Annotated in this window: 28 protein-coding genes and 1 pseudogene; 9 read left to right on the top strand and 20 right to left on the bottom strand. The window is 58.5% G+C overall.

Annotated features, from left to right (window positions below):
• Positions 1-97 precede the first annotated feature (97 nt).
• The 4 genes from ASG68_RS06985 to ASG68_RS31165 all read right to left on the bottom strand — a co-directional run bounded on the left by ASG68_RS06985 (position 98) and on the right by ASG68_RS31165 (position 1,281).
• Positions 98-319, bottom strand: a complete 222-nt coding sequence (locus ASG68_RS06985; RefSeq protein ID WP_062578508.1) for a hypothetical protein — start codon at positions 317-319, stop codon at positions 98-100.
• Positions 319-507, bottom strand: a complete 189-nt coding sequence (locus ASG68_RS06980; protein ID WP_062578510.1) for a hypothetical protein — start codon at positions 505-507, stop codon at positions 319-321. The genes ASG68_RS06985 and ASG68_RS06980 overlap by 1 nt, the downstream gene beginning before the upstream one ends.
• Complete coding sequence (locus ASG68_RS06975; protein WP_062578512.1) at positions 504-872, bottom strand: hypothetical protein; 369 nt, start codon at positions 870-872, stop codon at positions 504-506. Before ASG68_RS06975 ends, ASG68_RS06980 begins: the two co-directional genes overlap by 4 nt.
• Before the next feature lie 106 nt (positions 873-978).
• Positions 979-1,281: a hypothetical protein gene (locus tag ASG68_RS31165; protein ID WP_156373698.1), complete on the bottom strand. Its 303-nt coding sequence runs from the start codon at positions 1,279-1,281 to the stop codon at positions 979-981.
• Positions 1,282-1,598: 317 nt separating this feature from the next.
• On the opposite strand from ASG68_RS31165, the gene ASG68_RS32180 reads away from it, so the two are divergent.
• The gene (locus ASG68_RS32180) at positions 1,599-1,796 is read left to right on the top strand and encodes a hypothetical protein (RefSeq protein ID WP_082478100.1); all 198 of its coding nucleotides are present in this window, start codon (positions 1,599-1,601) and stop codon (positions 1,794-1,796) included.
• Positions 1,797-1,889: 93 nt separating this feature from the next.
• Here the strand turns inward: ASG68_RS32180 and ASG68_RS06970 are convergent, their stop codons facing one another.
• The 5 genes from ASG68_RS06970 to zwf form a co-directional block, all read right to left on the bottom strand.
• Positions 1,890-2,225, bottom strand: coding sequence for a hypothetical protein (locus ASG68_RS06970; protein WP_062578514.1), 336 nt, complete (start codon positions 2,223-2,225; stop codon positions 1,890-1,892).
• A complete protein-coding gene (locus ASG68_RS06965) occupies positions 2,222-2,857 on the bottom strand; it encodes a hypothetical protein (RefSeq protein WP_062578516.1) in 636 nt (211 codons plus the stop codon). Before ASG68_RS06965 ends, ASG68_RS06970 begins: the two co-directional genes overlap by 4 nt.
• Before the next feature lie 478 nt (positions 2,858-3,335).
• Complete coding sequence (locus ASG68_RS06955) at positions 3,336-4,598, bottom strand: hypothetical protein (protein ID WP_156384816.1); 1,263 nt, start codon at positions 4,596-4,598, stop codon at positions 3,336-3,338.
• Positions 4,599-5,106: 508 nt separating this feature from the next.
• Positions 5,107-6,687 (bottom strand): calcium-binding protein, encoded by a 1,581-nt coding sequence (locus ASG68_RS06950; protein WP_062609177.1) that lies wholly within the window; start codon positions 6,685-6,687, stop codon positions 5,107-5,109.
• Positions 6,688-7,068: 381 nt separating this feature from the next.
• On the bottom strand, positions 7,069-8,553 hold the full coding sequence (zwf, locus tag ASG68_RS06940) for a glucose-6-phosphate dehydrogenase (RefSeq protein ID WP_062578525.1): 1,485 nt from the start codon (positions 8,551-8,553) through the stop codon (positions 7,069-7,071).
• A 192-nt stretch (positions 8,554-8,745) separates the two neighbouring features.
• On the opposite strand from zwf, the gene ASG68_RS06935 reads away from it, so the two are divergent.
• From ASG68_RS06935 to ASG68_RS06925, 3 genes are all read left to right on the top strand, one after another.
• Entirely contained in the window at positions 8,746-9,069 is a 324-nt protein-coding gene (locus ASG68_RS06935) for a hypothetical protein (protein WP_062578632.1), read from the top strand.
• 72 nt (positions 9,070-9,141) lie between these two features.
• Entirely contained in the window at positions 9,142-9,465 is a 324-nt protein-coding gene (locus ASG68_RS06930; RefSeq protein ID WP_062578527.1) for a hypothetical protein, read from the top strand.
• Positions 9,466-9,470: 5 nt separating this feature from the next.
• A complete protein-coding gene (locus ASG68_RS06925; RefSeq protein ID WP_062578529.1) occupies positions 9,471-9,650 on the top strand; it encodes a hypothetical protein in 180 nt (59 codons plus the stop codon).
• Between the two features lie 157 nt (positions 9,651-9,807).
• Here ASG68_RS06925 and ASG68_RS31160 read toward each other — a convergent pair whose 3' ends face one another.
• The 3 genes from ASG68_RS31160 to ASG68_RS06915 form a co-directional block, all read right to left on the bottom strand.
• Positions 9,808-9,978, bottom strand: a complete 171-nt coding sequence (locus ASG68_RS31160) for a hypothetical protein (RefSeq protein ID WP_156373696.1) — start codon at positions 9,976-9,978, stop codon at positions 9,808-9,810.
• Positions 9,979-10,116: 138 nt separating this feature from the next.
• On the bottom strand, positions 10,117-10,344 hold the full coding sequence (locus tag ASG68_RS06920; protein WP_062578530.1) for a hypothetical protein: 228 nt from the start codon (positions 10,342-10,344) through the stop codon (positions 10,117-10,119).
• A gap of 127 nt (positions 10,345-10,471) precedes the next feature.
• Positions 10,472-11,407, bottom strand: coding sequence for an AraC family transcriptional regulator (locus tag ASG68_RS06915; protein WP_062609175.1), 936 nt, complete (start codon positions 11,405-11,407; stop codon positions 10,472-10,474).
• A gap of 220 nt (positions 11,408-11,627) precedes the next feature.
• Between ASG68_RS06915 and ASG68_RS06910 the strand changes: the two genes are divergently transcribed.
• Complete coding sequence (locus tag ASG68_RS06910) at positions 11,628-12,668, top strand: NAD(P)-dependent alcohol dehydrogenase (protein ID WP_062578534.1); 1,041 nt, start codon at positions 11,628-11,630, stop codon at positions 12,666-12,668.
• An 83-nt stretch (positions 12,669-12,751) separates the two neighbouring features.
• Here ASG68_RS06910 and ASG68_RS06905 read toward each other — a convergent pair whose 3' ends face one another.
• From ASG68_RS06905 to ASG68_RS06895, 3 genes are all read right to left on the bottom strand, one after another.
• Positions 12,752-13,114: a hypothetical protein gene (locus ASG68_RS06905; protein WP_062602415.1), complete on the bottom strand. Its 363-nt coding sequence runs from the start codon at positions 13,112-13,114 to the stop codon at positions 12,752-12,754.
• A gap of 119 nt (positions 13,115-13,233) precedes the next feature.
• Positions 13,234-13,698 carry an Lrp/AsnC ligand binding domain-containing protein gene (locus tag ASG68_RS06900; RefSeq protein WP_062578537.1) on the bottom strand — a complete coding sequence of 155 codons (465 nt, stop codon included), beginning with the start codon at positions 13,696-13,698 and terminating at the stop codon, positions 13,234-13,236.
• A 35-nt stretch (positions 13,699-13,733) separates the two neighbouring features.
• Complete coding sequence (locus ASG68_RS06895; RefSeq protein ID WP_062609173.1) at positions 13,734-14,897, bottom strand: M20 aminoacylase family protein; 1,164 nt, start codon at positions 14,895-14,897, stop codon at positions 13,734-13,736.
• 164 nt (positions 14,898-15,061) lie between these two features.
• On the opposite strand from ASG68_RS06895, the gene ASG68_RS06890 reads away from it, so the two are divergent.
• From ASG68_RS06890 to ASG68_RS32175, 3 genes are read left to right on the top strand one after another with little or no spacing between them, the layout of a single operon-like run.
• Entirely contained in the window at positions 15,062-16,153 is a 1,092-nt protein-coding gene (locus ASG68_RS06890) for a D-alanyl-D-alanine carboxypeptidase family protein (RefSeq protein ID WP_062578541.1), read from the top strand.
• 29 nt (positions 16,154-16,182) lie between these two features.
• Entirely contained in the window at positions 16,183-17,364 is a 1,182-nt protein-coding gene (locus ASG68_RS06885; RefSeq protein ID WP_062578543.1) for a CobW family GTP-binding protein, read from the top strand.
• Between the two features lie 21 nt (positions 17,365-17,385).
• The gene (locus tag ASG68_RS32175; RefSeq protein ID WP_244484126.1) at positions 17,386-18,120 is read left to right on the top strand and encodes a DUF930 domain-containing protein; all 735 of its coding nucleotides are present in this window, start codon (positions 17,386-17,388) and stop codon (positions 18,118-18,120) included.
• A gap of 5 nt (positions 18,121-18,125) precedes the next feature.
• Here ASG68_RS32175 and ASG68_RS06875 read toward each other — a convergent pair whose 3' ends face one another.
• The 5 genes and pseudogenes from ASG68_RS06875 to ASG68_RS31835 all read right to left on the bottom strand — a co-directional run bounded on the left by ASG68_RS06875 (position 18,126) and on the right by ASG68_RS31835 (position 22,406).
• Entirely contained in the window at positions 18,126-18,362 is a 237-nt protein-coding gene (locus ASG68_RS06875) for a sulfurtransferase TusA family protein (RefSeq protein WP_062578545.1), read from the bottom strand.
• A 275-nt stretch (positions 18,363-18,637) separates the two neighbouring features.
• A pseudogene (locus tag ASG68_RS32170) lies at positions 18,638-20,071 on the bottom strand (L,D-transpeptidase family protein); the annotation flags it as partial.
• A gap of 201 nt (positions 20,072-20,272) precedes the next feature.
• The gene (locus ASG68_RS06865; protein WP_062578550.1) at positions 20,273-21,226 is read right to left on the bottom strand and encodes an acetyl-CoA carboxylase carboxyltransferase subunit alpha; all 954 of its coding nucleotides are present in this window, start codon (positions 21,224-21,226) and stop codon (positions 20,273-20,275) included.
• Positions 21,227-21,303: 77 nt separating this feature from the next.
• A complete protein-coding gene (gene xerD / locus ASG68_RS06860; protein WP_062578553.1) occupies positions 21,304-22,260 on the bottom strand; it encodes a site-specific tyrosine recombinase XerD in 957 nt (318 codons plus the stop codon).
• Complete coding sequence (locus ASG68_RS31835; protein ID WP_112408269.1) at positions 22,257-22,406, bottom strand: hypothetical protein; 150 nt, start codon at positions 22,404-22,406, stop codon at positions 22,257-22,259. Before ASG68_RS31835 ends, xerD begins: the two co-directional genes overlap by 4 nt.
• Before the next feature lie 157 nt (positions 22,407-22,563).
• Here ASG68_RS31835 and ASG68_RS06855 point away from each other — a divergent pair, with 157 nt between their 5' ends.
• On the top strand, positions 22,564-23,142 hold the full coding sequence (locus ASG68_RS06855; RefSeq protein WP_062578555.1) for a shikimate kinase: 579 nt from the start codon (positions 22,564-22,566) through the stop codon (positions 23,140-23,142).
• Position 23,143 lies beyond the last annotated feature (1 nt).

Genomic DNA, 23,143 nt, shown 5'->3' with positions numbered 1-23,143 from the left:
AACCGATGCGCCTCGGCTGGAGACCCCCGAAATCTGGCACAATCCCCGCCGCAGACGTGAGCGGCTGAAGCGATGATCTCGCACGCCGCCCCACGCGTCAGTTCTGCGGGGCGGGCAATTTCAGCACTCGCAGCGCATTCCCTGGTATGAATTCAATCACGCCCTCATGTGCGAGATCAAAGAGTGCATTTACGATCGGGTCTTGCTCAAAGCCGCGACCGACAAGCGGAACGCCGATATCATACAGGCTTCGCGGCTCTGTTCCAAACGTGGCCATGAGTTTTACGATGGCCGCCTTCGTTTCCTCGTAGCTGGGCATCAGTTGACTGGTGCAGGAGCCCAATAATCATCGGGCAGATGTTCCTTGCACCAGAAGCGCGGCCCATTGCGCGCACGCTCGAGGCCGAAGCAGCCCCACTGGACGCAACCAGGATGGACACAGACGCGCTCCTCATCAGCCCTCGGCGCGCTGATCGGCTGTTGGACCTCCATCGCCACGTCGATCATGAGTAAGCCTCCGTGGCCCAGCAATCGCGCCGGCATTGATCTCTCAATTCTCGTGCGACCACGATCAAGTCGATGCTATCCACCCACATGGGCACGGAGCACTCATCCATGTGGCTGTAGGCAGCAAGCGTCCGGTTACCCTCTCGGTCAACCAGAAAGAAGAACTCGCCCATGGGAGCCGCTGCAGTCTTCTCGAACACTGCGGAGGCGAACACCTCCATTCTGGAAATTGTTGGCGCCGCGTACATGAACATCGCCGGAGGGACTTCGATCAGCGCGGCAGGCCCCGGCGGAGTCCAGTAGGCATCTGACACGAACCGAAGGTCTACATCTGCGGCTTTTGTCGACTGCTTTCTTGCGAACATGACTTCTCCTCGCCGACGGCGGGCGCCGGTCGCTCAGTGGTTTGATTGTCGAGATGGCGGCCGCAACGCCGCGGAAGTTCTTATTATGTTCTCGTCTGGTTGGGAGTCAAGAGCGAGGTTTTCGCTTACTTGCTTTTGACTTTTCAAGCGCCAGACGAGCTCTTAACAGCAAGAGCTGCTGATAATCATCTTTTGGGGATTGGAATTTAGCCCGTCCGGCCGGTGAACGTGCAGGCTCTGGCTTACTGGCTTCCAAGATTGCATCAATATCTGTCTGAAGGAGGACCATTTTTCTGCCGATTATCCGGCAAGCTCCAATCTTGCGCGCAAACTCTCTCACGTGTCTAGGCGACCAGCCGAAATGGCTCGCAAACTCCTCGGGCGTCATAAACGCTGGCGCTTCAGTCATGGTCAATCCTCGGAATTGGTGCCTGAGCACCTATAACCATAGGGAAGTTCGTGTGCTGTCAATCAGATCGCTGACGAGCAGGGAGACGGATATTCGTCGCGTAGACAGAAAAGAAAAAGGCCGGGTGAAAACCCAGCCTTCCTGCGATCCGCAGCCAGTACATCCGTGGTCTGCAAGTCAGATGCGTTGAATCATAGGGAAGTTTTGCCGGAGGGCAACAGAGTAGATCGGCAAATCTGCGAAACCATCAAATCGGAAACCGTTCACTGACATTTCTGTTAGTTGACCGAATCTTGTCTGCCGTGTTTCGTGTCGGCATGGAAACACGTCTGTCAGAATTGCGACTGAAGCCTTGGCTGCTTATGGAGTTGAACCAACGCGGATACGAAACCGCTGTCGACATGGCGCACCTATCAAGCGAGGAATGCCTGCGAATACCAGGCATGGGTGGGCGAGACTGGCGGAAGGTAGCCAAGGCGATGGGCCGGGAGCCGTACGATCCTCACCCACGCTGAAGAGCAAAAGGCAGTCTCCTACACCACAGAGGTGCGCTGGCAACGGCTCTCATTTAATTTCCACCGCCGCTAGACAGCGGCGCCATCGCGCGTTCACGGAGTGCGCTCTTCCGGGCCTCTGATTTCACCGATCATAATCGAGACCTTTGAGTCCACAATGACGCGCAGGTCCCGGATCATTCCCGCCGCTTCCAGCAATGCCTTCTGAGCCTCCGCATCGGTGCGTCGATGAATCGAGCTGCATATCTCCGCCAGGTCCAACAAAGCATCAGCGTCGGTACCGCTGCTCGGTATGCCGATGATATCGCGCATGTCCCGGATGGTGTGGATTGCCCGCTCTAGAAGCCGGCGTCGCTCGAACAGGGAGACTTGGCCAAGCGAGTTGGCGGCTCGCACCAGTTCGGCGATGAAATCGGTTGTTGCGGTCATGATCGACCAATTTTCCCGCGTTTCGATGATATGGCGGATAACAACGTCTGTACTTCAGTGTGATCGAAAGCTTCTACAGCCTTAAGCCCGGCTTCGGTGAGAAGATACGCCCCGACCCGATCGGGAAACTCCTCTTGCATCCGAATTTCGATGAAATCTCGAGCGTGCAAACGCTCCTCGGTGCTTGGACCGCACCCCTTCACGTCTTGCCAAGGTACCAGCACGCCAAGTCCGTATTCACGAAGCTGCAACAGCGCTTTCTTTTCGGCCTTGAGGAGCTTCTCCAACGGGATCTCGGCAATCCGCTTCGCGTCTGCGATTTTATACAGCCGCTCGTAGTCTTTATCGCTCATAGATTTCGGATCATATCCGATGCTGTCATAATGCCGCTTGACGATGGCATCAGGGTCGAAAGTCTTGCCACTTTTACTCTCGTTTTTACGAGTCCACCATTCGTGCTCACCGTTACCGCTTTTTTGGAAAGTCGGTTCAGCAGCGCAAAAATTACCATCGAACGGCATTACCCGAATCTTGACCCCGTCGCGCTCGATTTCGACGGTGACATTTTCCGACCTTGCCAGCTTGGCAAGGCGCGTCAATTCTGACGTTTTGATCAGCCCTTTTCTAATCATTTGGGGTTTCCTGGCGTCGTGCTCGCGAAATGGAGAATAAAATAGGAGGTCGGCAATTACCGCTTTACCTACTAACGCCTCCCGACCGCTCGAACCTTTCGATCTCATCCCAGGCGACACGGACAAGTTGCCCGCCCCACTGGAATGCGCGAATGTCGCCTCTCTTGATCATGTTTCGGACATGACGCTCAGAGCATAGCCACCGTTCCGCAAGGCGCTTCGGAGTGAAGGGGCGCTTATCTTCCTCGAGGCGAGAGACCGCGACCAGCGACGGACTGGCGTCCGCCTCGATTGAGCTCAACCATTCGTCCAGCCGATGGCGAAGATATCGATGTTCTACCGGCCGAGCCGCAAACTGGATAGGGTGAACTGGGCAAAGTTTTTTAAAACTATCAGGCGAGAGGCCGCAATATGCAGCAGCCATCTTATGGTTTAGCGCAGCGGGCCAGTAGGGCAAACGGGCAGAAGCATCATCCATTTAGTCGTCCCAATAGTTCTGTTTCGGCGGGGGATCACCTTCAGGGTCAAATAGGTCGTCCGGATCCGGAAATAAATTTTGGCGGCGTATTTCGGCCTGAATGCTTGCGGACGTTGTCAGTGCCTCGAGATCACCAAGTCGCTTTTGTGCCCAAGTGATCATCCGCTTGTTTTCTTCTAGGTAAATCTCATCGCCAGTTGCAGCCTTGATCGTCTTCCTTAGCTCGTCAATTTCGATGCGCGTGTCAGCCACCCAGCGAAGAAATTTCAAGCGATTCTCTTCTCTCTCGGTTCTCAATGTTGCGAGCTCACGCCGTCGGCGCAGCTCTTCCCGCCGCCGTTCGGCTTCTTCGTGGATACGAGCATTCTCGGCACGAGCGGCAAGTATAACGTCAAGGTTGTCGATGAACGCATCCAGGATCGTTTCGATCCTTTGAAGTTTTCCGTCGGACCAGCTTTGCCGTAAACCGTTAACCCAGAGTGCAATGGTGAGAGTTAGTTTGCCAGTATAGACGATATCAAATTCGGGCCAAGGCTCTAGACGGTCGAAAAACCATTCGCCTATCCTGCTGTTCTTTTTTCGTTTGGCAAGTAAGCGTTCATACTCGGCTTGCTCTTCGGCTGTTGGGATATGTTTCTGGCGACGCTTTTCCTCAGTTAAGGTGAATTTGGATGAGCCCATTTCAGATATGAGGTGCAAACTTTCGTTTCTTACTTCGACCTTAGCGCTTTTCGCAGTAGCGGTGAGCGCAAGGTTGTGAAGAATCGCTACAACGCGTTCTCTGCTTCGCTCGTGAACGGTGACGCCGTGCGCTGAGACGAGACCCTCGCTATCGGGCTTCGCTTTGCGCAACATTTTAGCGGCTGCCGCTATCGAAGGATGGGGATTATCTCCAGGGCTCTGAAATGTCGTCTGACCATTGACCGGACTACGCTTCTCTTCCCTTTTTTTCGCGACATTTTCCGACTTCGCGGCGGCCAGTGCCACACGCACAGTATCACTTAGGCGTGCGGTAGAAGAACCGATATGGATAGTGTGCAGGCTGGGATTGGCGACTTTTCTAAGAGGGGTTTTCTTGGCCGGCTGACCGGCTTCTATCTTTGCCCAGTATCCTCGAGGCGGCGTCGGCACCAGGTGTTTAGCGCATATCTTTCCCAGCCCTCTATCGGATATGCCAAATCTTTCCGCTAGTTTCAGGATTGGAGTGCTCCAGACTAACGCATGCAGTTCTTCCCTGCTTAGTACGCGCTTGAGCTCTTCCATCGGAAACCTGGGAGTATGTTGGATCGCGGCAAAAGTGCCTAGAGGTGCCATAGAAGTCAACTGAAACGCTTCCGTTCAGTTATCGGCCCTGCACTCGATCTGGCAACATCGGAGCACCGGCCCGCTGATCGTTCACAGGAGCCGGAGGTAATTGATTTTCAATGTATTTTTTGACTGCCCGGACCATGGCGACTTGCCATGTGCCCAAGCTGATCATGTTCGGTTCATGGTGTCGGCTGTCCTGACCACTTCGGTCTCCCGCTACCATTTTTCCAATTTTCCATACGTGAGACATAGGTAACAGGTTGTCCCTGAGACATGGGTGACAACGCCTTGATTGACGAGCCGTGCGTTATGTCCTCCGTCCCAGACCTATCCGTCCAAAGCATAAAGCGCCCATCGCCTATCGTGGCGACGGCAGGGTAATCGTGAATCGCCATGAAAACCGGACATTCGGCGATCGGCACACCGCGATGCGAGTCGCCGATCGCTTTTACCGGTCGTTGGCCTACAGGATAAAATCCGAGGCGACGAGGGCAATGGCGCGGTCCAGCGTGATCCTGAAGTCGGAAGCGCCATCGCCGTCAACATCCCCGGAGATGACGGTCTCGTTGCCGCTCACGCCGTAACGGAGTTGACCCGCCTTTTCGCTATAGGCAGCCGTGCCGATGAACTTGAAGGACTGGTTCAGCAGGAGCAGCGCATTCGCGTCCATCGGGCTGAGATCGATCCGGTCGCCCTGCGTGTGCGAGAAATCCATGATCGTGTCCTGAAAGGTCGTGGATACCGTCGAGTCGGTCACAGCGGAAAAGATGAAATGGTCGGCACCGCTGCCGCCGAAAAGCTTGTCGGGTCCTTTGCCGCCCTGCAGCTTGTCGTTGCCGGCGCCGCCATCGAGAACGTTTCTGGCTGAACTGCCCGTCAACACATTGTCGAGGGAGTTGCCCGTGCCATTGATGTTCGCCGGGCCAGAAAGCGTAAGCTGCTCGACATGGATCCCCGCAAGGGAAAAGCTCACGCGAGATTCGATACGATCCAGGCCATTGGATGCGGTTTCGATGACCTTGTCGCCGATGTTGTCGACGAAATAAAAGTCATCGCCTTTGCCGGCGGCCATGATATCTGCGCCCGCCCCCCCGTTGAAATAGTTGTTCTTGTCATTGCCGATGAGATGATTTGCGAGGGCGTTGCCGTATGCACGAGAAGCTGCGCCAACCAGGGTGACGTTTTCGATATTCGTCGCAATCGTTATGTTGATCGATGAGATGACGTGGTCAACGCCCCCGTTGCTTCCCTCGATCACCTGATCCGAAACGTTATCGACGTAGTAGGTGTCGTTCCCGGCACCGCCAGTCATCTTGTCGGCGCCTTCCCGTCCATCGAGAATGTTGTTGCCGATATTTCCCGTCAGCCTGTTGTCTTCCGAGTTTCCCGTACCATTGAGATCCGCGCTTCCAACCAGTTCGAGATAGCTAACGTAAGCAGGAAGTACGTAGGAGACCGAACTCTCGATCGTGTCCCCGTTGCTACTCAGCTTCTCCACGACGATATCGGCAATGTTGTCGACGATATATCGGTCCGCGCCGTCGCCTCCCACCATGGTGTCCTGACCGGTGCCACCGTCAAGAATCTCGCTGTCATCCGAGCCCACCAATGTGTCGTTGCCACCGTAGCCCAGAAGGCGGAAACCGATTGCGTCGTCCCAGAAATTCTTGACGTAGACGATGGTGTCATTTCCGCTGAATAGCAATTCCGCGATGTCGGCCGATGAGAGGTTCCCGGTAAAGGTGCTGATAGGTCTGGAGATATCAACGATTTGATAGCGGGTATAGCCCTCAATTTCAGTGCCTTCGTCGCTGGAGATATAATGGGGAAAGCGTGCCGAAACACCGGTGACTGTGCCTTGGAGATTTTTGACTTCGCCAGTGACCTGATCGACCGTATAACTGAACGAACCGGTCAGGGTAATGTCCCCTTGCGTCAGCTGACTTGCATAGACCGTTCCCGTCGGCAGCGGTCCCGTTACCGTCCACGTTGCGGGAAATTTGATGCCGTTTCTCGGCATGTCGTCGCCATACATCAGCGCCATAGCTGCTCCTCCGGACAGTGGGAGACAATGCGATGACACGATCGCCGTCTCTGTCTATTTCAATTCGTCCCAGAGTATATACCGGAAGTTTTTCATTATTCTATCGTTAGTTTCCGGCGCTGTTTGCTTTGTATTCTTCATGTACATCGCGATGGAAAGAAAATTCCCCAGGTTCAACGTGGCGAGTAGCATAACAATGACAAAGCTTAAGAACTGCCATATCTGATCGGCCGGCGTTCTTGTCTGTGGTGGCGCAATGAAGCCTACGAAATAATCACAGAGGCTGTGAAGGGAACGAGAAGCAGCAGGGAATATTTTCGCTTCATTGCCCCTATCTCCGGACGCCATTCGCCAGGAGGGGCGGCGTTTGCAGTCCTCCCATCACCCCTTCGACGAATCCCGCCAGGCCCGCTCGAACGGCAGACGCCAGGCATGTGGCGCAATCAGCTGGTGGATCGACTTCGGACCCCAGCTGCCTTGATCGTAGAGCCGCACCGGCGGCGGGTTTTCGAGGAGGGGTTGGGAGACCTCCCAGAGCCGCTCGATGCCTTCGGCGGAGGTGAACAGCGTGTGGTCGCCGCGCATGGCGTCGAGGATCAGGCGCTCGTAGGCTTCCAGCACTTCGCCGATCAGGCCGGTTTCGCTCATGGCGAATTGCAGCGATAGCTTGTCGAGCCGGAAGCCGGGGCCGGGGCGCTTGCCGTAGAAGGACAGCGAAACCTTTGAGGCATCGGCAAGATCGAAGGTGAGGTGGTCCGGCCCTTGCGCGCCGACGCCGGAGCCTGCCGGGAACATCGATTTTGGCGGCTCGCGGAAGGCGATCGAGATGATGCGCTGACCTTCGGCGAGGCGCTTGCCCGTCCGCAGGAAGAAGGGTACGCCCGCCCAGCGCCAGTTGTCGATGGCGCATTTGAGCGCGATGAAGGTGTCGGTATCGCTTTCCGGATCGACGCCCGGCTCCTTGCGGTAGCCGACATACTGGCCGCGCACGACGTCGCGCGGCTCAATCGGCAGCATGGAGCGGAACACCTTGTTCTTCTCCTCCGAGATAGGTGCCGGTTCCAGTGCGGTCGGCGGCTCCATCGCCATAAAGGCGAGGATCTGGAAGAGGTGGGTCACCACCATGTCGCGATAGGCGCCGGTCGTTTCGTAGAAGGCGGCACGGGTGGAAAGTCCGAGCGTTTCCGGTACGTCGATCTGCACGTGATCGATGAAATTGCGGTTCCAGATTGGTTCGAACAGGCCGTTGGCGAAGCGGAAGGCAAGGATGTTCTGCGCCGGTTCCTTGCCGAGGAAATGGTCGATGCGGAAAATCTGCTTCTCTTCGAAGACCTCGTGCAGTTTCCGGTTCAGCTCGACGGCGCTCGCAAGGTCGGTGCCGAACGGTTTTTCCATGATGATGCGGCAGCGTTCGACCAGCCCGGCCTCCGAGAGAAGCTGGACGGCCGGAAGGGCTGCCTTCGGCGGCACGGAGAGATAATGCACACGCCGCGTCTCCGGCCCGAGCGCTTCCTCGGCCTTCGCAACGGCTTCCTTCAGTGCGCCCGCGCCGGCGGAAAGCGAGACGTAATCGAGCGACTCGGAAAAGGCCTCCCACTCGGCCTTGGTGAACTTGCGGGTGAGGAACGTGTCGAGCGATTCGCGGGCGATGGTGCGAAAGGCATCGACATTGATATCGTCGAGCGAGACGCCAACGATCCGGCAACCCGGGATGAAACCGGCATTGATGAGGTGAAACAGGCCGGGCAGCAGTTTGCGCCGGGAAAGATCGCCGGTTGCGCCGACCAGCACAACGACTTGCGGATAACCGGGGCCGACCCGGTTGGAGTTCTTGCGCAAAGTGCTCGTTACCCGTTCTGCCGTCACGACATATCCCCCGTGCCTGTTTTGTCGAATAGAGGCATGGATTGCGCAGCGGATCAAGGCATCTCGCGGCGCTGCCGCCACAGCCAAATGCCGGTATTGCCCAAAGAAGGATTGCACGCGACGGAAAATGCGACGAGCGTGGCGGCCTACCTCGCATCGACCACGCAATCCCGCACGGAATCGTACAAGAAAATGCAGATGATGATTCAATTCGACTGGCTCGGCCATATCGTGGAAGCGCTCGTCATGGCCGGTATCGTCGGCGTCGCGGCCATGGCGTTTTACGAGCGACGCGTGGCCGTTCTGATCGGTTTGGCCTTCGCAGGCGGGCATTTCCACGGCAGAGAAAAGCGGGACTACGAGATCAGCGTCCACATGCCGCCGCCGCATCTGGATGCCTATCTGATGTGGCGTTGGTCGTGGGACCAGATGACGGATTTCTGGCCGGCTGCGCTGGTGGTTCTCACGATTTCGGTGTGGCTTTACCGGCGGTGGTTTCCCAAACACGAGACGTAGGCCACCCTCCTGTCTTCGGGAACATCTTCGGCCCTTTGTGCGTTGCATTGCAACCAACAAAGGAGAACCGACATGGCTGACGCCACGACCAGCAAGGATATCGAATCTCTACGCGCCGAAGTTTCGCGGCTGACGAAGATCGTCACGGCGCAGGGGGCGCAGGCCTTTTCGGATGTACGCCATAGCGCGGCCAATGTGGTCGATGCCGCAACCCCGGCCGCCAGACGCGCCGCGGAGGTCGCCAAGGCGGAAGGAAGCGCGATTGCCCAATCGGCGCGGGAACACCCGGCTGCAACCGGCAGCGTGCTGCTTCTCGCTACGGCCATCGGTGTCGGGATCGGCTATCTGCTCGGCGCGGCCTCGCAGCCCGAACCGCCCCGCCGACGCTACTGGTGATCTCAATGACGGAAATCCGGCTGAAACCACGACAGAAACGCGGCGACCCCTATACGCTTGAGCAATTCCAGGAAAAGTACGGGCTGGCGGACGAGGAGGCTAAGACGTTGCACGAGCGTTTCGGCCCATCCTCGATCGAGCTTGATCTTCTCATGCTGGCAAAAGGCAAGCCGCCGGTAAAATAATGGGAACCAAGTCGTCGCTCGCGCATTTATTTTGTATCGAAGCGAAAGCCCCCTCAGCGCTTCGATCGCACCGACGCTATTGCCCCCATACGCGTCGGTCTAAAAAGCCAAGATCTCTCGCCGAGATTTTGGCTTTTTCTTTTGGGCGTGGATGGTGTCAGGTGACTACGAGATAGATCACCGTGCCCCAGAACATCAGGCCAAGGGCAGCAGCGATGGCCAGTGCTTTGAAGCGCAGGGTCGGCGAAAAGGGGCGCTTGGGGGCTCCGAGTTCGCGGTGATCTTCCGCGAAGGCTGAATAGGCATTTCTCGAACGGTTTCGCGTCATGCGATCCTCCCATGAATTGCAGGGAGGATACCGGCTTCCGGTTAAGTTGCGGTCGTGAAAAACCTTAAAATTTGAACGATCCGAGCGATCCCGGGACGGTTTCATCTGAATCAATCGATGACTGCGCCGTTTTTCTGCTCAGGAATGCAGGATCTTCTCAATCATCGTGGTGAGGTCCCCGCGTATGCCGCCGAGTTCGTAGCGTCCGGTTTCCTCCACCTGCCGGCAAACGAAATTCACGCGCGCTTCGTCGTAATCGAGTGCCTTGAGCAATGTTTCCCGCAAGCCGACCGCTGTCAGCAATGTGGGCTCACGCAGCAACTGTCCCTGCCGCCATGAACTCATTTTGACCGTCACTGGCATCATGGTGGTGATTCTCCCCGTTCCCCGGCGCTTATCGCCAAAGAACGGTTCACCGTCGATCCCGAGGATTAGCGATGCCTTTTGCTCGGGAAAGCAGGGGATTTCGCGCAGTCGATGCTTGTCCCGACCGTCAGCCTTCGCTCAGAATCTCCATTCCACCGGTGAGCCGATCCATCAGGCTGCGGCGGGCGCGGGCGACATCACGCAGTGGCGGCTCGCCGAATTGGCGGGCATATTCGCGGCTGAACTGCGATTGGCTTTCATAACCCACCTGATGACCGGCCGAGCCTGCATCAAGCATGTCCTCCAGCATCAGCCGCCGCGCTTCCTGCAGCCGCAACTGTTTCTGGTACTGCATCGGGCTCATGGCGGTAATCGCCTTGAAATGATGATGCAGCGAGGAGACGCTCATGCTCACCCGGTTTGCCAGTTCCTCGATCTTCAGCGGCATCGCATAATGTTCCTTCAGCCAGACGCAGGCGCGGCTGATCTGGTGCGATTGGCTCTCGGTAACGGCCATCTGGCGCAGGCGCCCGCTCTGCGGCCCGGTCAGCAGGCGATAGATCATTTCCTGCTCGATCAGCGGCAGAAGTGCTGGAATATCGTTCGGCCGTTCCAACAGGCGCAGCAGCCGGATCGCGCTGTCCTCTAGTTCGGGCGTCACTGTGCTGACCGCCATGCCGCGTGCCGACGGCGTGCTGTTGCCAGCGGGCACATGGTCCAGCATGCCGGCGATCCGGTTCGTGTCGATCTGGAAGGTGATGCTGAGATAGGGCTTTTCCTCCGAGGCCTCGACGATCTGGGTGGTAACCGGCAGGTCGATCGAGGTCAGAAGATAATCCGTCCCGCTGTACCGCAGCACATCATTGCCCAGTACCACCTGTTTCGCCCCCTGTGCAATCAGCGCCAGGCTGGGCTTGTAGGCTCCGCAGGCCTTCATGCCGATGGCTGACCGCCGGTGGACACTCAAGCTTGGTATATCCGTTGGGTGATCGCCATCCTCCGTGGCGTAACGGGCAATGAGATCGACCAGTTCCTGACTGCGATAGGTTCTTGAATTTGTCATAATCGGAAGCCTTTCCAGTCATTTAGAATTTGTCTTGCGGTTCCGGAGTTAGGTATCGGATGCTGCTTTGCAAAATGCAATTTATCCCATTTGCAGGATTGTACAAAAATCTTGCAGGATTGCTCTAACGCCTTTTTCGGGACCATTGCATAGTGCGCTCGGGGCGAAGCCAATCGTGCTTCCCGTCAAACCCCGTTTCACAGAATTAAAGGAGTGACCCATGGCCCTGGCAAGAGGATATGCGGCGACGGATGCGTCGAAACCGCTTCAACCCTTCAGTTTCGAGCGGCGTGAACCCAATGAAGACGATATCGTCATCGACATCAAGTTTTCCGGCATCTGCCATTCCGACATTCATCAGGCCCGCAATGAGTGGGGTAACTCGATTTACCCGATGGTGCCGGGCCACGAGATCGCCGGCATCGTGACGGCTGTCGGCTCCAAGGTGACGAAGTTCAAGGTCGGCGATCGTGCCGGCGTCGGATGCTTCGTCAACAGCTGCACCAAATGCGCCACCCGCGATCTCGACCTCGAGCATTACATGCCTGGCCTGATCGGCACATACAATGCCTATGAGGCGGACGGCGTGACCCCGACCTATGGCGGCTATTCCGACAGCATCGTCGTCAAGGAAGGCTATGCCCTGTCGATCCCTGAAAACCTGCCGCTCGATGCCTCCGCGCCGCTGCTCTGCGCCGGCATCACGCTCTATTCGCCCCTGATGCACTGGAAGGCCGTCCCCGGCAAGAAAGTCGCCATCGTCGGCATGGGCGGTCTCGGCCATATGGGCGTCAAGCTTGCCCATGCGATGGGTGCCGATGTCACCGTGCTCAGCCAGTCGCTGTCGAAGAAGGAAGACGGCCTTAAGCTCGGTGCCGATCACTACTACGCCACCAGCGACGCGGAAACATTCAAGACGCTCGCCGGCACATTCGACCTGATCCTGTGCACAGTCTCGGCCGAGATCGACTGGAATGCCTATCTCGGCCTGCTCAAGGTCGATGGCACACTGGTCCTGCTCGGTATCCCGGAAAATGCCGTGCCAGTCCATGCCTTCTCGCTGGTCCCGGGCCGCAAGAACATTTCTGGTTCGATGATCGGCTCGATCAAGGAAACCCAGGAAATGCTGGATTTCTGCGGCAAGCACAACATCGTCTCGGAAATCGAGCTGATCCGCATGGACCAGGTCAACGAAGCCTATGAACGCGTCCTCAAGAGCGACGTCCGCTATCGCTTCGTCATCGATATGGCGACGCTGTAAGCCAAAAGACCAATGGCCCTCCCTCGGGAAACCGGGGGAGGGTATCGCTGTGGAGCTGTTCCATCAAACTGATCCGGAAAGGATCAGTTGGCTTCCGTCAGCACTTCCGTGCCAGAGCCATTCTTGCCGGTAATGGTCCATTTGCCATCCAGCGTGCCATCGCCGTTCACCTTGTAGACAACAAGGCCGATGGCATTGCCGAGAATGTAGGAGGCCGCGAAGGCATCGCCGTTCAGCATGCAGACACCGGATGATTTCGAGCCGCCCGTATTCCATTCGATGACGCAGGTCGTATCGCTCGCCAGCGTGATCTGCACCGTACCCTTGTACGGTGATCCATCCAGGTTCGTGCCTTCAAGCGTATAGTTCCCGGCATTGACGGTCTGAGCGCTTGCTGTCGAGATGGCCGCGAGCGAAAGCGCGGCAGCGATGATGAATTTCCGCATTCAACCCCTCCCCAAAAGCTCGATCTTCGAGCTGCGGTCGCAGCCTAAGCGGAATCCGGGAGGTTTTAAAGGACCATTGAATATATAGCCCAATTTTGGTGCGTCAGCATTTCCGGCGGTCAGATCAACGGCAGCGGACCGTCGTTTTTGATCTCTTCCATCACCGCATAGGTCCGGGTTTCCTTGACGCCGGGCAGCGTCCACAGCACGTGGCCGAGGAAGTTGCGATAGGCGGCCATGTCCTCGAAGCGGGTCTTGACGAGATAATCGAAACCGCCGGCCACCATATGGCATTCGAGCACGGCCGGCGCCTGCTTGATGGCGGCAGCGAACTTGTCGAAGACCTCGGCCGTCGTCTTGTCGAGCATAACCTCGATGAAGACGAGCAGACCGAAGCCCAGCTTGTGGGGATCGAGCCGCGCACCGAAGCCGGAGACGTAGCCTTCTTTCAAAAGCCGGCGCAGCCGTTCGCTGGTCGCGGTTGGCGAAAGGCCGATGCGGTCGGCCAGTTCCAGATTGGTGATCCGGCCATCGGCCTGGAGAATGTTGAGGATCCGCCGGTCGATCTTGTCTATCTCGTGCATGGCGCGATCCTCATGTTTTCAGTCGGTCTGCGCGATCAGGCGGCCAAGCGCGTTTCGGCGAGCTTCACCCAGTAGGAAATGCCATGCGGGATCGCCTCGTCGTTGAAGTCATAGGCCGGGTTGTGCAGGCCGGCGGAATCGCCGTTGCCGATGAAGATGAAGGCGCCGGGACGGGCGAGCAGCATGTAGGAAAAGTCCTCGCCGCCCATCATCGGGTCGAGTTCGCCCGAAACCTGGTTCTTGCCGGCAATCTCGGCGGCCGCCTCCAGCGCATAGACCGTTTCCTGACGGTGATTGACGGTCACCGGATAGTTGCGGCCGTAATGGACCTTGACCTTGGCGCCATAGGCGGAGGCAAGGCTCTCGGCGATCTGCTTGATGCGCTGTTCGGCAAGATCGCGCACTTCCGGCATCAGCGTGCGCACGGTGCCGGCGAGTACGGCCTGTTCCGGAATGATGTTATGGGCAAAGCCGGCATTGAACTTCGTCACCGACACGACGACGGAGGCCAGCGGGTCGACGGTGCGCGAGGCGATGGTCTGCAGCGCATTGACGATCTGCGAGCCGATGACGATCGGGTCCACCGTCTTGTGCGGCTGGGCCGCATGACCGCCGCGGCCATCGATGGTGATGTTGAATTCGTCGGTCGAGGCCATGATCGGGCCGGGGCGCGTGCCGAACTGGCCGAGCGGCATGCCCGGCATGTTGTGCATGCCGTAGACTTCGGCGATGGTGAAGCGCTCCATCATGCCGTCCCTGACCATCTCATTGCCGCCGCCACCGCCTTCTTCGGCCGGCTGGAAGATCACCGCCACCGCGCCTTTGAAATTACGGGTTTCCGAAAGATATTTTGCTGCGCCGAGTAGCATGGCGGTGTGGCCGTCATGGCCACAGGCATGCATCTTGCCTGATGTCTTCGAGGCCCAAGGCTTGCCGCTGGTTTCGGTCATCGGCAGGGCGTCCATGTCGGCGCGCAGGCCGATCGTGCGGCCTTCGCCGAGATTGCCCTTGATCAGCCCGACGACGCCGGTACGACCCAGGCCCGTCACGATTTCGTCAACGCCGAATTCCCGCAGTTTCTTTTCGACGAAAGCTGCCGTATTTTCGACGGCGAACAGCAGTTCCGGGTTCGTGTGGATATGGCGGCGCCATTCGGTCACTTCGTTTTGAAGTTCGGCTGCGCGGTTCAAGATGGGCATCGTTCGTTCCTGTCGGTCCATTGCGGGCATGGGGTACGGGATTTTTGGCATCGACCTGTAAGAATGGTCTTTGCCATCACCTCGCCATATAGGTTAAATAGCCGGACGATACGAGGCAATTCCCGAAATTTCGAGGTTTGATTGTGGTGACAACTGGAAATCGTATGGCCGGCAAGGCGAAGCTGTTGGCTGTTCTGGCAGGTGCGGGTGTGTCGCTTCTGGCCGCCGTGCTGCCGGCCGCTGCCAACCCGAAACTGGTTGTCGATGTCAATTCGCTCAAGGTTTTCGAGCAGCAGGAAATCTATCAGAAATGGTATCCGGCCTCGCTCACCAAGCTGATGACCGCTTACACGACGTTCCGGGCGCTGAAATCCGGCCAGTTGACGCTGGAATCGCCGGTGGTGATGTCGAAGAACGCGGCCGGCGAACCGCCGAGCAAGATGTTCTACAAGCCTGGTCAGGCGCTGACGCTCGACAGCGCACTGAAGATGATGCTGATCAAGTCGGCCAACGATATTGCAGTCGCGATCGGCGAGACTGTTTCGGGCTCCGAACCGGCCTTCGTCGCACAGATGAATGCCGAGGCCCGCCGCATCGGCATGTCGTCCTCGCATTTCATCAATCCGAACGGCCTGCCCGGTCCCGGCCAGTATACGACGGCCCGCGACCTGGCCGTTCTGGCGATCACCATCAAGCGCGAATTTCCACAATACGCGCCCTATTTCGCCTATGAGGGCTTTACCACCGGCAAGAAGAATTACCCCAATCTCAACATGCTGATCGGCCGCTTCGATGGCGCCGATGGCATGAAGACGGGCTTCATCTGCGCCTCCGGCTTCAACCAGGTTTCCTCGGCCACCCGTGGCGGCCGCAGCGTCGTATCGATCGTTCTCGGTGCCGATAGCCTTGGCGGTCGCGCGGATGAATCGGCCCGTCTGCTGCAGCTTGGCCTGACGTCGAGCGGCGGCGGCAAGCCCGGCCTCGGCCAGATCGCGCCCTATGGCGAGGGGCGCGAGGTCGTCATGGATGTCAGCAAGGAAATCTGCAATCCGAAGGCGGCCAAGATTCGTGCGGAAAACCGGGATGAAGTCGGCCGCCAAAAGCTCCAGTCGCCCTATATCCACGAGATCAACCGGCCGCTGAATCTTGTTGCCGCGGGCCTTATCCCCGGCGCCGTCAAGGGCAAGGGCGGCGATGGTCAGGTGCAGGGCGAAGTCGCTGATGTGCCGATCCCGACACCGCGCCCCGTTTTCTAAAATCCCCGCATAATCCGATCGGATAATCCATGAGCCTTGTTCTCAATGCCGTGCCGGTTTCGATCCTCACCGGCTTCCTCGGTGCTGGAAAGACCTCGCTTCTCAATCGGCTGCTGAAGGATCCGGACCTTACCGATACCGCCGTGATCATCAACGAATTCGGCGATGTCTCGCTCGATCATCTTTTGGTCGAGGCCTCCAGTGACGGCATCATCGAGCTATCGGACGGCTGCCTCTGCTGCACCGTGCGCGGCGAACTCGTCGATACGCTGGCCGACTTGATGGACCGGATGCAGACAGGCAAGATCAAGCCGCTGAAGCGCGTCGTCATCGAAACCACCGGTCTTGCCGATCCGGCCCCCGTGCTGCAGTCGGTCATGGGAAATCCCATCATCGCCCAGAGTTATCGGCTCGATGGCGTGGTCACCGTCGTCGATGCGGTCAACGGACTGTCGACGCTCGATCATCATGAGGAAGCCGTCAAGCAGGTCGCCATGGCCGACCGGCTGGTGATCAGCAAGCTGTCGCTGGCGACGCCGGATGCCGTCATCAATCTCAAGGCGCGCTTGCGAGACCTCAATCCCCGCGCGCCGATGATCGATGGTGATCTTCCGGAAGCCGGCAAGGCCGAACTCTTCCATTGCGGCCTCTATGATCCCGCCACCAAGATCGCCGATGTCGGCCGCTGGCTGCAGGACGAGGCGGTGGCTGATCACGACCATGCGGATCATCACCACGACCACGATTGCGGTCACGAGCATTATGATCACGACCACGATCATCATGGACATGATGACCACCACCATCGTCATCATCACGACGCCAACCGCCATGGCGCAGACATCCGGTCCTTCAGCATTGTCCATGACCGGCCGATCGATCCGATGGCACTGGAAATGTTCATCGACCTGCTGCGCTCGGCCCATGGCGAGAAGCTGCTCAGGATGAAGGCTATCGTGTCCATGTCGGATAATCCTGACAGGCCGCTGATCCTGCACGGGGTGCAAACCGTTTTTCACGCACCGCAGCGCATGGCGGTCTGGCCGGACCCCGCCGATCGCCGCACGCGCATGGTGCTGATCACCAAGGACCTGCCGGAAGCCTTCGTGCGTGACCTGTTCGACGCCTTCACCGGCAAGCCACGCATTGACCGGCCGGACCGGCAGGCGCTGGAGGACAATCCGCTGGCCGTGCCGGGCCTCAGGATGTAGCCGACGGAAACAGGGGCGGAGATGGCTTTCGCAGCGGGTGAGGGGATCGGCATCAGGCCGGTGCATCCGGGAGAGCCCAACTCGCGCTGGAGCTTGGGTGCGTCCCTCGTCGTTCATGTCCTGCTTGGACTGGCGCTGTTGCTGGTCGTCGCGCCGCCACCGCTGTTGCTATCCCCGGAAAACAGCGTCACTGTTGATGTCGTGACGCCACAGGAATTCGATGCGGTACGCGAAGAGCTCCAAGCGGCGACACCGGTACTGAAATCCGCGGACCTGCCATCCGACCGCCAGCCCGAGACAAAATCACCCGAGTTTATAAAGCTGACAACGGATCGGCCTGCTAGTGCGACGGCTGCCGGCATGATCCACGCAACGCACTTGATGGCGGCTTCCGTGCTTGCCGATCCGCGCAGCGCCAAGGCGGCGAAGGCAATGAAGACGCTGGTCGTATCTGAACGCATCGTTCAACTCTGCAATATCGAAGCGATGGAACAGATCCATGCGTGGAAGCCCACCTTGAAGCCGGACTTCCTGGTTGCCTATGCAATGGCGGAGACGAGACAGGCGGGAAACAGGGTGGAGGCGGACGGTGCTGCGTTCCGCAGCAAGCAACATTGGTACAATGTGTCTTTCACCTGCGAGGCCAGACAGGATCTGGCCGGTGTCGCCCAATTTGCGTTCCAGGTAGGCGATGAGATTCCGAAGGATGCATGGCGCGACCACAATCTGGCGGCCGATGATGGCGAGGCCGATTAGACGGTTCAGTCTTTCCGGCGGATGACGAAGCGGTGCCCGCCGGTAAAGGTTTCCGACCGTTCCAGCGTGTGGCCGTCCTCATTGCAGAAATGCGGAATGTCGATCACAGCCAAGGGATCGGTGGTCTCGACGGTGATCAGCGTACCCGGCGCGAGCGTGAGCATGCGCTTACGCGTCCGGAGCACAGGCAAGGGGCATTTCAGCCCCTTGAGGTCATAGATCAGGCTGGTCTCGTCGGGCATCAATTGCCCCAGATTTTCCAGAAGGGACGCTTCTTCGGCTGCTCGGCAACGACTTGCTCCGCAGGGGAGCTTTCCGTTGCCGCAGTGTCCTGCCCGGCAGCGGCCGGCTTTACCGCTGTTTCAGTCTTGGCCTTAGCAGCTGCCTGCGGCTGTTGTTGCATGGTCTTTGCGACAGGCTTCTGCTCGGCATTCTGCTGCTCGGCGGCGGGGTTCACGGGCGCTGTGGCAACCGCCGTCACAGTCTGCGATGTCTCGCTCTTGGAAAACAGGCTTCCCCAAAAGCCTTTTTTCGCGGGTGCTGCCTGTTCTACAGGTGTCTGCTGGAGCGCTGCGGCATCCTGTGCCGCCGCGTCAGAGGGTTTCACGGCGGCTGTTTCCGTGGCTGCGGCCTTGGTCTTGGCGGCATTCTCCGGTGTCTGGGCAACCGCTCCGGCAGCATTTTGGCCTGTGGGGCTCAGCTCCGATGGAGTTGCGGGCTCGAGTCGCTGGGCTTGCGAACCATTCTTGGCGAACAGGCTCCAGAAGCCGGTCTTCGTCGTGGTCAATTCTTCGGTCGAGGCCTGCTCGACCGGGCGTGGCAGCGGGTTCTGCGCCGGAACCGGAATGCTCTTTCCGCCGCGCGTGCTCTTTTCGAGTTCCGCGGTCTGCAGTTCGATCGCCTTCTTGGCTTCGGCCAGTTCAGCGCGACGGGCTTCGAGTTTCGCGAGATCCTCGGCCTTCATCAGTTTGCCGGCGTCGATGGAACGGCCGGTCGGCGCGTAGGCGAGTTCCTTGCCGACGCGATCCTTGGCGACGATTGCCTTGCGCTCGCCTTCGCTCGGCTCATACCACACCATACCCTCGTACTTCTTCAGCGCTTTGGTGTAATCGTCGTCATATTTCTTGTTGTAGTTCGCCAGAGCAACCTGCATCGTCGATGGCGTTGACATGGCGGGGCATTGTCCGCCGGGGCTGAACTTGCCGTCGGTCTGCTGGTTGAAGACATACTTCTTCTCGCAGATGTTGACTTCCGGCGGCCGCTTGGTGATTTCGAACTGGTCGTAGCCGGTCTTCAGCATCTTCCAGAATTCGATATGCGGGCTGTTCTTGTGACGCGCCATGTTCTCGGCCGTCATGCGGAAGGGCAGGGCCTGCAACTGGATCGACTGCTGGCCACCCTTGTAAGCGTCGCGCGCCAGGGCAAAGATTTCCTGCATCTGCTCGTCGGTCATCGAATAGCAGCCGGACGACGAGCAGGCGCCGTGGATCATCAGGTTCGTACCGTGACGGCCATTGGCCGCGTCATAGCGGTTCGGGAAGCCTGTGTTGATGGCGAGATAGTAGCTGGAATTCGGGTTCATCTGCCCGGGATTGATTGGATAGAAGCCTTCCGGCGCCTGCCGGTCGCCTTCCTTCACCTTCGGGCCAAGCTTGCCGGACCAGGCGCAGATCTTGTATTCGCGCAGCTTGGCAAAGCGATTGGTGGCGTCTGCCTTCCAGATTTCGAGCGCACCTTCTTCCTTGAAGATGCGGATCATGATCGGCGAGGTCTTCGGCATGTTCGCCGACTGCATGTTCGCAACGATGCGACCGGAAAGCTCGTAAGTCGTCTTGTTCTTGACGCTCTTGATGTTGACCTCGGCCTTGTCGAAGGTATCGAGCGTCTCGTTCGTGCAGCCTGCAAGCAGGGCGGCGACGGCAGCGGTAACGACAAGGTTTTTCAGACGCATCAGCGAAAGCCCATTATGAATACAATCAGACGCTTCGATTCCTGAAGGCGGAGCACCGGAATCAATACGTCCTTATACTTCACAAAATATTAACCTTGCAGAGCCGCCTTGCCCCAATCGTTCCAGAGCGCAGGAATATGGCCAAGGTTGGACGCCAAGCCGAGTTTGCCGCGTCCAGCCCGCCGAATCCATGAAATTTGATTAAAGCTGACGGCCTATGCTCAGATATTTCTGCCGGCGATCGGAACGCAGCTGTTCGCCCGTGCGGCCGGAAAGCTCCTTCAGCGCATCTGCAATCACGGTTCCGGTCTTCTCGATGACCGCATCCGGGTCACGATGGGCGCCGCCGACCGGTTCGGCGATGATGCCGTCGATGATTCCGAGGGATTTCAGGTCTTCGGCGGTGATCTTCATGTTGGTCGCGGCTTCCTTGGCACGTGTCGAGTCGCGCCAGAGGATGGATGCCGCGCCTTCCGGCGAGATGACGCTGTAGATCGCGTGCTCCAGCATGTAGACGCGGCTGCCGGTGGCAATGGCGATCGCGCCGCCCGAGCCGCCTTCGCCGATGACGACGGACACGATCGGAACCTTCATGTTGAGGCACATTTCCGTCGAGCGGGCGATGGCTTCCGCCTGGCCGCGTTCTTCCGCGCCGATACCCGGATAGGCGCCGGCCGTATCTATCAGCGTGATCAGGGGCAGGCCGAAGCGATCGGCCATTTCCATGACGCGGATAGCCTTGCGATAACCTTCCGGACGAGCGCTGCCGAAATTGTGCTTGATGCGCGACTTGGTGTCGTTGCCCTTTTCCTGGCCGATGACGGCGACCGGCGTGCCGCGGAAGCGGGCGAGACCGGCCTGAATCGCTTCGTCATTGGCAAACTTGCGGTCGCCGGCAAGCGGGGTGAATTCCGTGAACAGGCTCGCGGCATATTCCTGGAAATGCGGACGCTGCGGATGGCGCGCGACCTGCGTCTTCTGCCAGGGATTCAGCTTGGAATAGATTTCGGCCATCGCCTCGCGGGCGCGCACTTCCAGGCGCTCGACCTCGTCAGCGGTGTCGATGCTCTCGTCTTCGCTGGCAATTTTCTTCAGCTCATGAATCTTGCCTTCGAGATCGGAGATGGGTTTTTCGAAATCGAGATAATTGTGCATGTGATGCGTTTCCGATCATATTGCGCCAGTGTCCGCGGACAGGGTGATCCAAGTCTACGCGAAGGGTTCTGGCGCTCCTAATCCTGTTTTTTCGCCTGTTTGGCAAGAGGGTGGTGGTTTTGGACCAACTGATGCAGCCGCTCTTCCAGTACATGGGTATAGATTTGTGTCGTTGAAATGTCCGAATGTCCGAGAAGTTCCTGCACCGCGCGCAGGTCCGCTCCATTCGCCAGAAGGTGGCTGGCAAAGGCATGGCGCAGCACATGCGGAGAGATTGCCGCCACGCGAATGCCCGCACGGGCGGCGAGCGACTTGAGATCGCGGGCAAAGACCTGGCGCGGAAGGTAGCCGGCCTTGCCGACGGATGGAAACAGCCAGGGGCTTTCGGTGGGCGGTGTCTTCCGGGCCGCATTGTCGCGCGCCATCGCCTCGCCATAGGCCTGCATCGCCCGGACCGCCGCATGCGACAAAGGCACCAGCCGCTCCTTGTTTCCCTTGCCCTTGATGACGAGGAAGCGTCCGTTCTGGGCAAGCACGGAAGCGGGCAGCGAGACGAGTTCGCTCACGCGCATGCCCGTTGCATAAAGAAGCTCGATCAGCGCATGCATGCGCAGCCGCGCTACAGGATCGTCGCCGCCTGCCGCCGCTTCCTGCTCCGCCTGGCCGATCAGCTTCGACACATCGTCGATACTCAGGATTTTCGGCAGCGTCCGCGCCTTTTTCGGAGCATCGAGAATGCCGGTCGGATCGTCCGTGCGCAGGCCTTCAGCATAGAGGAACTTGTAGAATTGCCTGAGCGCCGAAAGGCGGCGGGCCTGCGAGGATGCCTTGAAACCCTGTTGCGCCAGATGGGCGAGATAAGCGCGCAGATCGTCGGAGCCTGCCTCGGTCGGCTTGATGCCGCGCTGCTTGAGGAACGAATAGGCGTCTTCCAGGTCGCGTTCGTACGATAAGAGCGTGTTGTTGGCCGCGCCGCGTTCGGCGCTCATCATCTCCAGGAAGGATTCCATGTGGGCGGCGGAAAGGTCGATCATGGCGTCTTGTTGACCCGCTCGGAGGGGATGCGGATGGTGACGTCACGCTCGACCGGATCGACGAACGTCACCAGTGCCACCATGGTTCCATAGATCACCCCGACGATGAGGGCGCAGATGAACAGGAACCGGAACAGGGTGGGCATTTTCAAATCCTCGACTGGCCGTCACTATGACCACGGCCGTTTGCAAGTGCAAGAACGGCGGATTTGCGGCGGGCTTCCATGTCTCATCTATAGGCCATCTCTTGACGCTTCCCGTCGATTTGTCGATACCGGAGGAGAATGGGGAAATTGAAACTGCATGAGCGACGTGATCGAACCGGTTTCCGAGGTGCTGATCGAGCAGGCGAAGGCCGCACTGGGGCGACGGAACCTCGTTTTCGTTGGGTTGATGGGCGCCGGTAAATCGGCAATCGGCCGGCTGACGGCAGCGGCACTCGGTGTTCCCTTCGTCGATTCCGACCATGAGATTGAACGCGTTTCCCGCATGACGATCAGCGAACTCTTTGCCGCCTACGGCGAAGAAGAATTTCGCGCGCTGGAAGCGCGGGTAATCAAACGCCTGCTGCATTCCGGTCCGCGCGTCGTTTCCACCGGCGGCGGCGCCTATATCAACGAGCGCACACGCAAGCATATCAAGCGCCACGGCCTGTCCGTCTGGCTCAATGCCGAGCTCGATGTTCTGTGGGAACGTGTCAACAAGCGCGACACGCGACCGTTGCTGAAAACCGAGAACCCCAGGCAGACGCTCGAAAACCTCATGCACGCTCGCTATCCGGTCTATGCGGAAGCGGATCTCACCGTGCTTTCCCGTGATGTCAAGAAAGAGGTGATGGTGGAAGAGGTTCTTGCCGCTCTCGCCACGATTTCGAAGAAGTGAA

Origin of the sequence: Rhizobium sp. Leaf453 (assembly GCF_001425605.1) — a bacterium.
Lineage (GTDB): Bacteria > Pseudomonadota > Alphaproteobacteria > Rhizobiales > Rhizobiaceae > Pararhizobium.
The sequence above is the reverse complement of the archived record's forward strand: the minus strand, read 5'-3'. Positions and strand labels throughout refer to the sequence as shown.

Excerpts from the sequence above, each read along its gene's own strand:
- ASG68_RS06965 (WP_062578516.1), bottom strand. The coding sequence starts at position 2,857 with ATGATTAGAAAAGGGCTGATCAAAACGTCAGAATTGACGCGCCTTGCC.
- ASG68_RS06915 (WP_062609175.1), bottom strand. The coding sequence starts at position 11,407 with ATGACAAATTCAAGAACCTATCGCAGTCAGGAACTGGTCGATCTCATT.
- ASG68_RS06985 (WP_062578508.1), bottom strand. The coding sequence starts at position 319 with ATGCCCAGCTACGAGGAAACGAAGGCGGCCATCGTAAAACTCATGGCC.
- ASG68_RS06910 (WP_062578534.1), top strand. The coding sequence starts at position 11,628 with ATGGCCCTGGCAAGAGGATATGCGGCGACGGATGCGTCGAAACCGCTT.
- ASG68_RS06855 (WP_062578555.1), top strand. The coding sequence starts at position 22,564 with ATGAGCGACGTGATCGAACCGGTTTCCGAGGTGCTGATCGAGCAGGCG.
- ASG68_RS06925 (WP_062578529.1), top strand. The coding sequence starts at position 9,471 with ATGACGGAAATCCGGCTGAAACCACGACAGAAACGCGGCGACCCCTAT.
- ASG68_RS06970 (WP_062578514.1), bottom strand. The coding sequence starts at position 2,225 with ATGACCGCAACAACCGATTTCATCGCCGAACTGGTGCGAGCCGCCAAC.
- ASG68_RS06895 (WP_062609173.1), bottom strand. The coding sequence starts at position 14,897 with ATGCCCATCTTGAACCGCGCAGCCGAACTTCAAAACGAAGTGACCGAA.
- ASG68_RS31835 (WP_112408269.1), bottom strand. The coding sequence starts at position 22,406 with ATGCCCACCCTGTTCCGGTTCCTGTTCATCTGCGCCCTCATCGTCGGG.
- ASG68_RS06950 (WP_062609177.1), bottom strand. The coding sequence starts at position 6,687 with ATGGCGCTGATGTATGGCGACGACATGCCGAGAAACGGCATCAAATTT.
- ASG68_RS31160 (WP_156373696.1), bottom strand. The coding sequence starts at position 9,978 with ATGACGCGAAACCGTTCGAGAAATGCCTATTCAGCCTTCGCGGAAGAT.
- ASG68_RS32180 (WP_082478100.1), top strand. The coding sequence starts at position 1,599 with ATGGAAACACGTCTGTCAGAATTGCGACTGAAGCCTTGGCTGCTTATG.
- ASG68_RS06930 (WP_062578527.1), top strand. The coding sequence starts at position 9,142 with ATGGCTGACGCCACGACCAGCAAGGATATCGAATCTCTACGCGCCGAA.
- ASG68_RS06885 (WP_062578543.1), top strand. The coding sequence starts at position 16,183 with ATGAGCCTTGTTCTCAATGCCGTGCCGGTTTCGATCCTCACCGGCTTC.
- ASG68_RS06935 (WP_062578632.1), top strand. The coding sequence starts at position 8,746 with ATGCAGATGATGATTCAATTCGACTGGCTCGGCCATATCGTGGAAGCG.
- xerD (WP_062578553.1), bottom strand. The coding sequence starts at position 22,260 with ATGATCGACCTTTCCGCCGCCCACATGGAATCCTTCCTGGAGATGATG.
- ASG68_RS06865 (WP_062578550.1), bottom strand. The coding sequence starts at position 21,226 with ATGCACAATTATCTCGATTTCGAAAAACCCATCTCCGATCTCGAAGGC.
- ASG68_RS06900 (WP_062578537.1), bottom strand. The coding sequence starts at position 13,698 with ATGCACGAGATAGACAAGATCGACCGGCGGATCCTCAACATTCTCCAG.
- ASG68_RS06920 (WP_062578530.1), bottom strand. The coding sequence starts at position 10,344 with ATGATGCCAGTGACGGTCAAAATGAGTTCATGGCGGCAGGGACAGTTG.
- ASG68_RS32175 (WP_244484126.1), top strand. The coding sequence starts at position 17,386 with ATGGCTTTCGCAGCGGGTGAGGGGATCGGCATCAGGCCGGTGCATCCG.
- ASG68_RS06980 (WP_062578510.1), bottom strand. The coding sequence starts at position 507 with ATGATCGACGTGGCGATGGAGGTCCAACAGCCGATCAGCGCGCCGAGG.
- ASG68_RS06955 (WP_156384816.1), bottom strand. The coding sequence starts at position 4,598 with ATGGAAGAGCTCAAGCGCGTACTAAGCAGGGAAGAACTGCATGCGTTA.
- ASG68_RS06975 (WP_062578512.1), bottom strand. The coding sequence starts at position 872 with ATGTTCGCAAGAAAGCAGTCGACAAAAGCCGCAGATGTAGACCTTCGG.
- ASG68_RS06890 (WP_062578541.1), top strand. The coding sequence starts at position 15,062 with ATGGCCGGCAAGGCGAAGCTGTTGGCTGTTCTGGCAGGTGCGGGTGTG.
- ASG68_RS31165 (WP_156373698.1), bottom strand. The coding sequence starts at position 1,281 with ATGACTGAAGCGCCAGCGTTTATGACGCCCGAGGAGTTTGCGAGCCAT.
- ASG68_RS06875 (WP_062578545.1), bottom strand. The coding sequence starts at position 18,362 with ATGCCCGACGAGACCAGCCTGATCTATGACCTCAAGGGGCTGAAATGC.
- ASG68_RS06905 (WP_062602415.1), bottom strand. The coding sequence starts at position 13,114 with ATGCGGAAATTCATCATCGCTGCCGCGCTTTCGCTCGCGGCCATCTCG.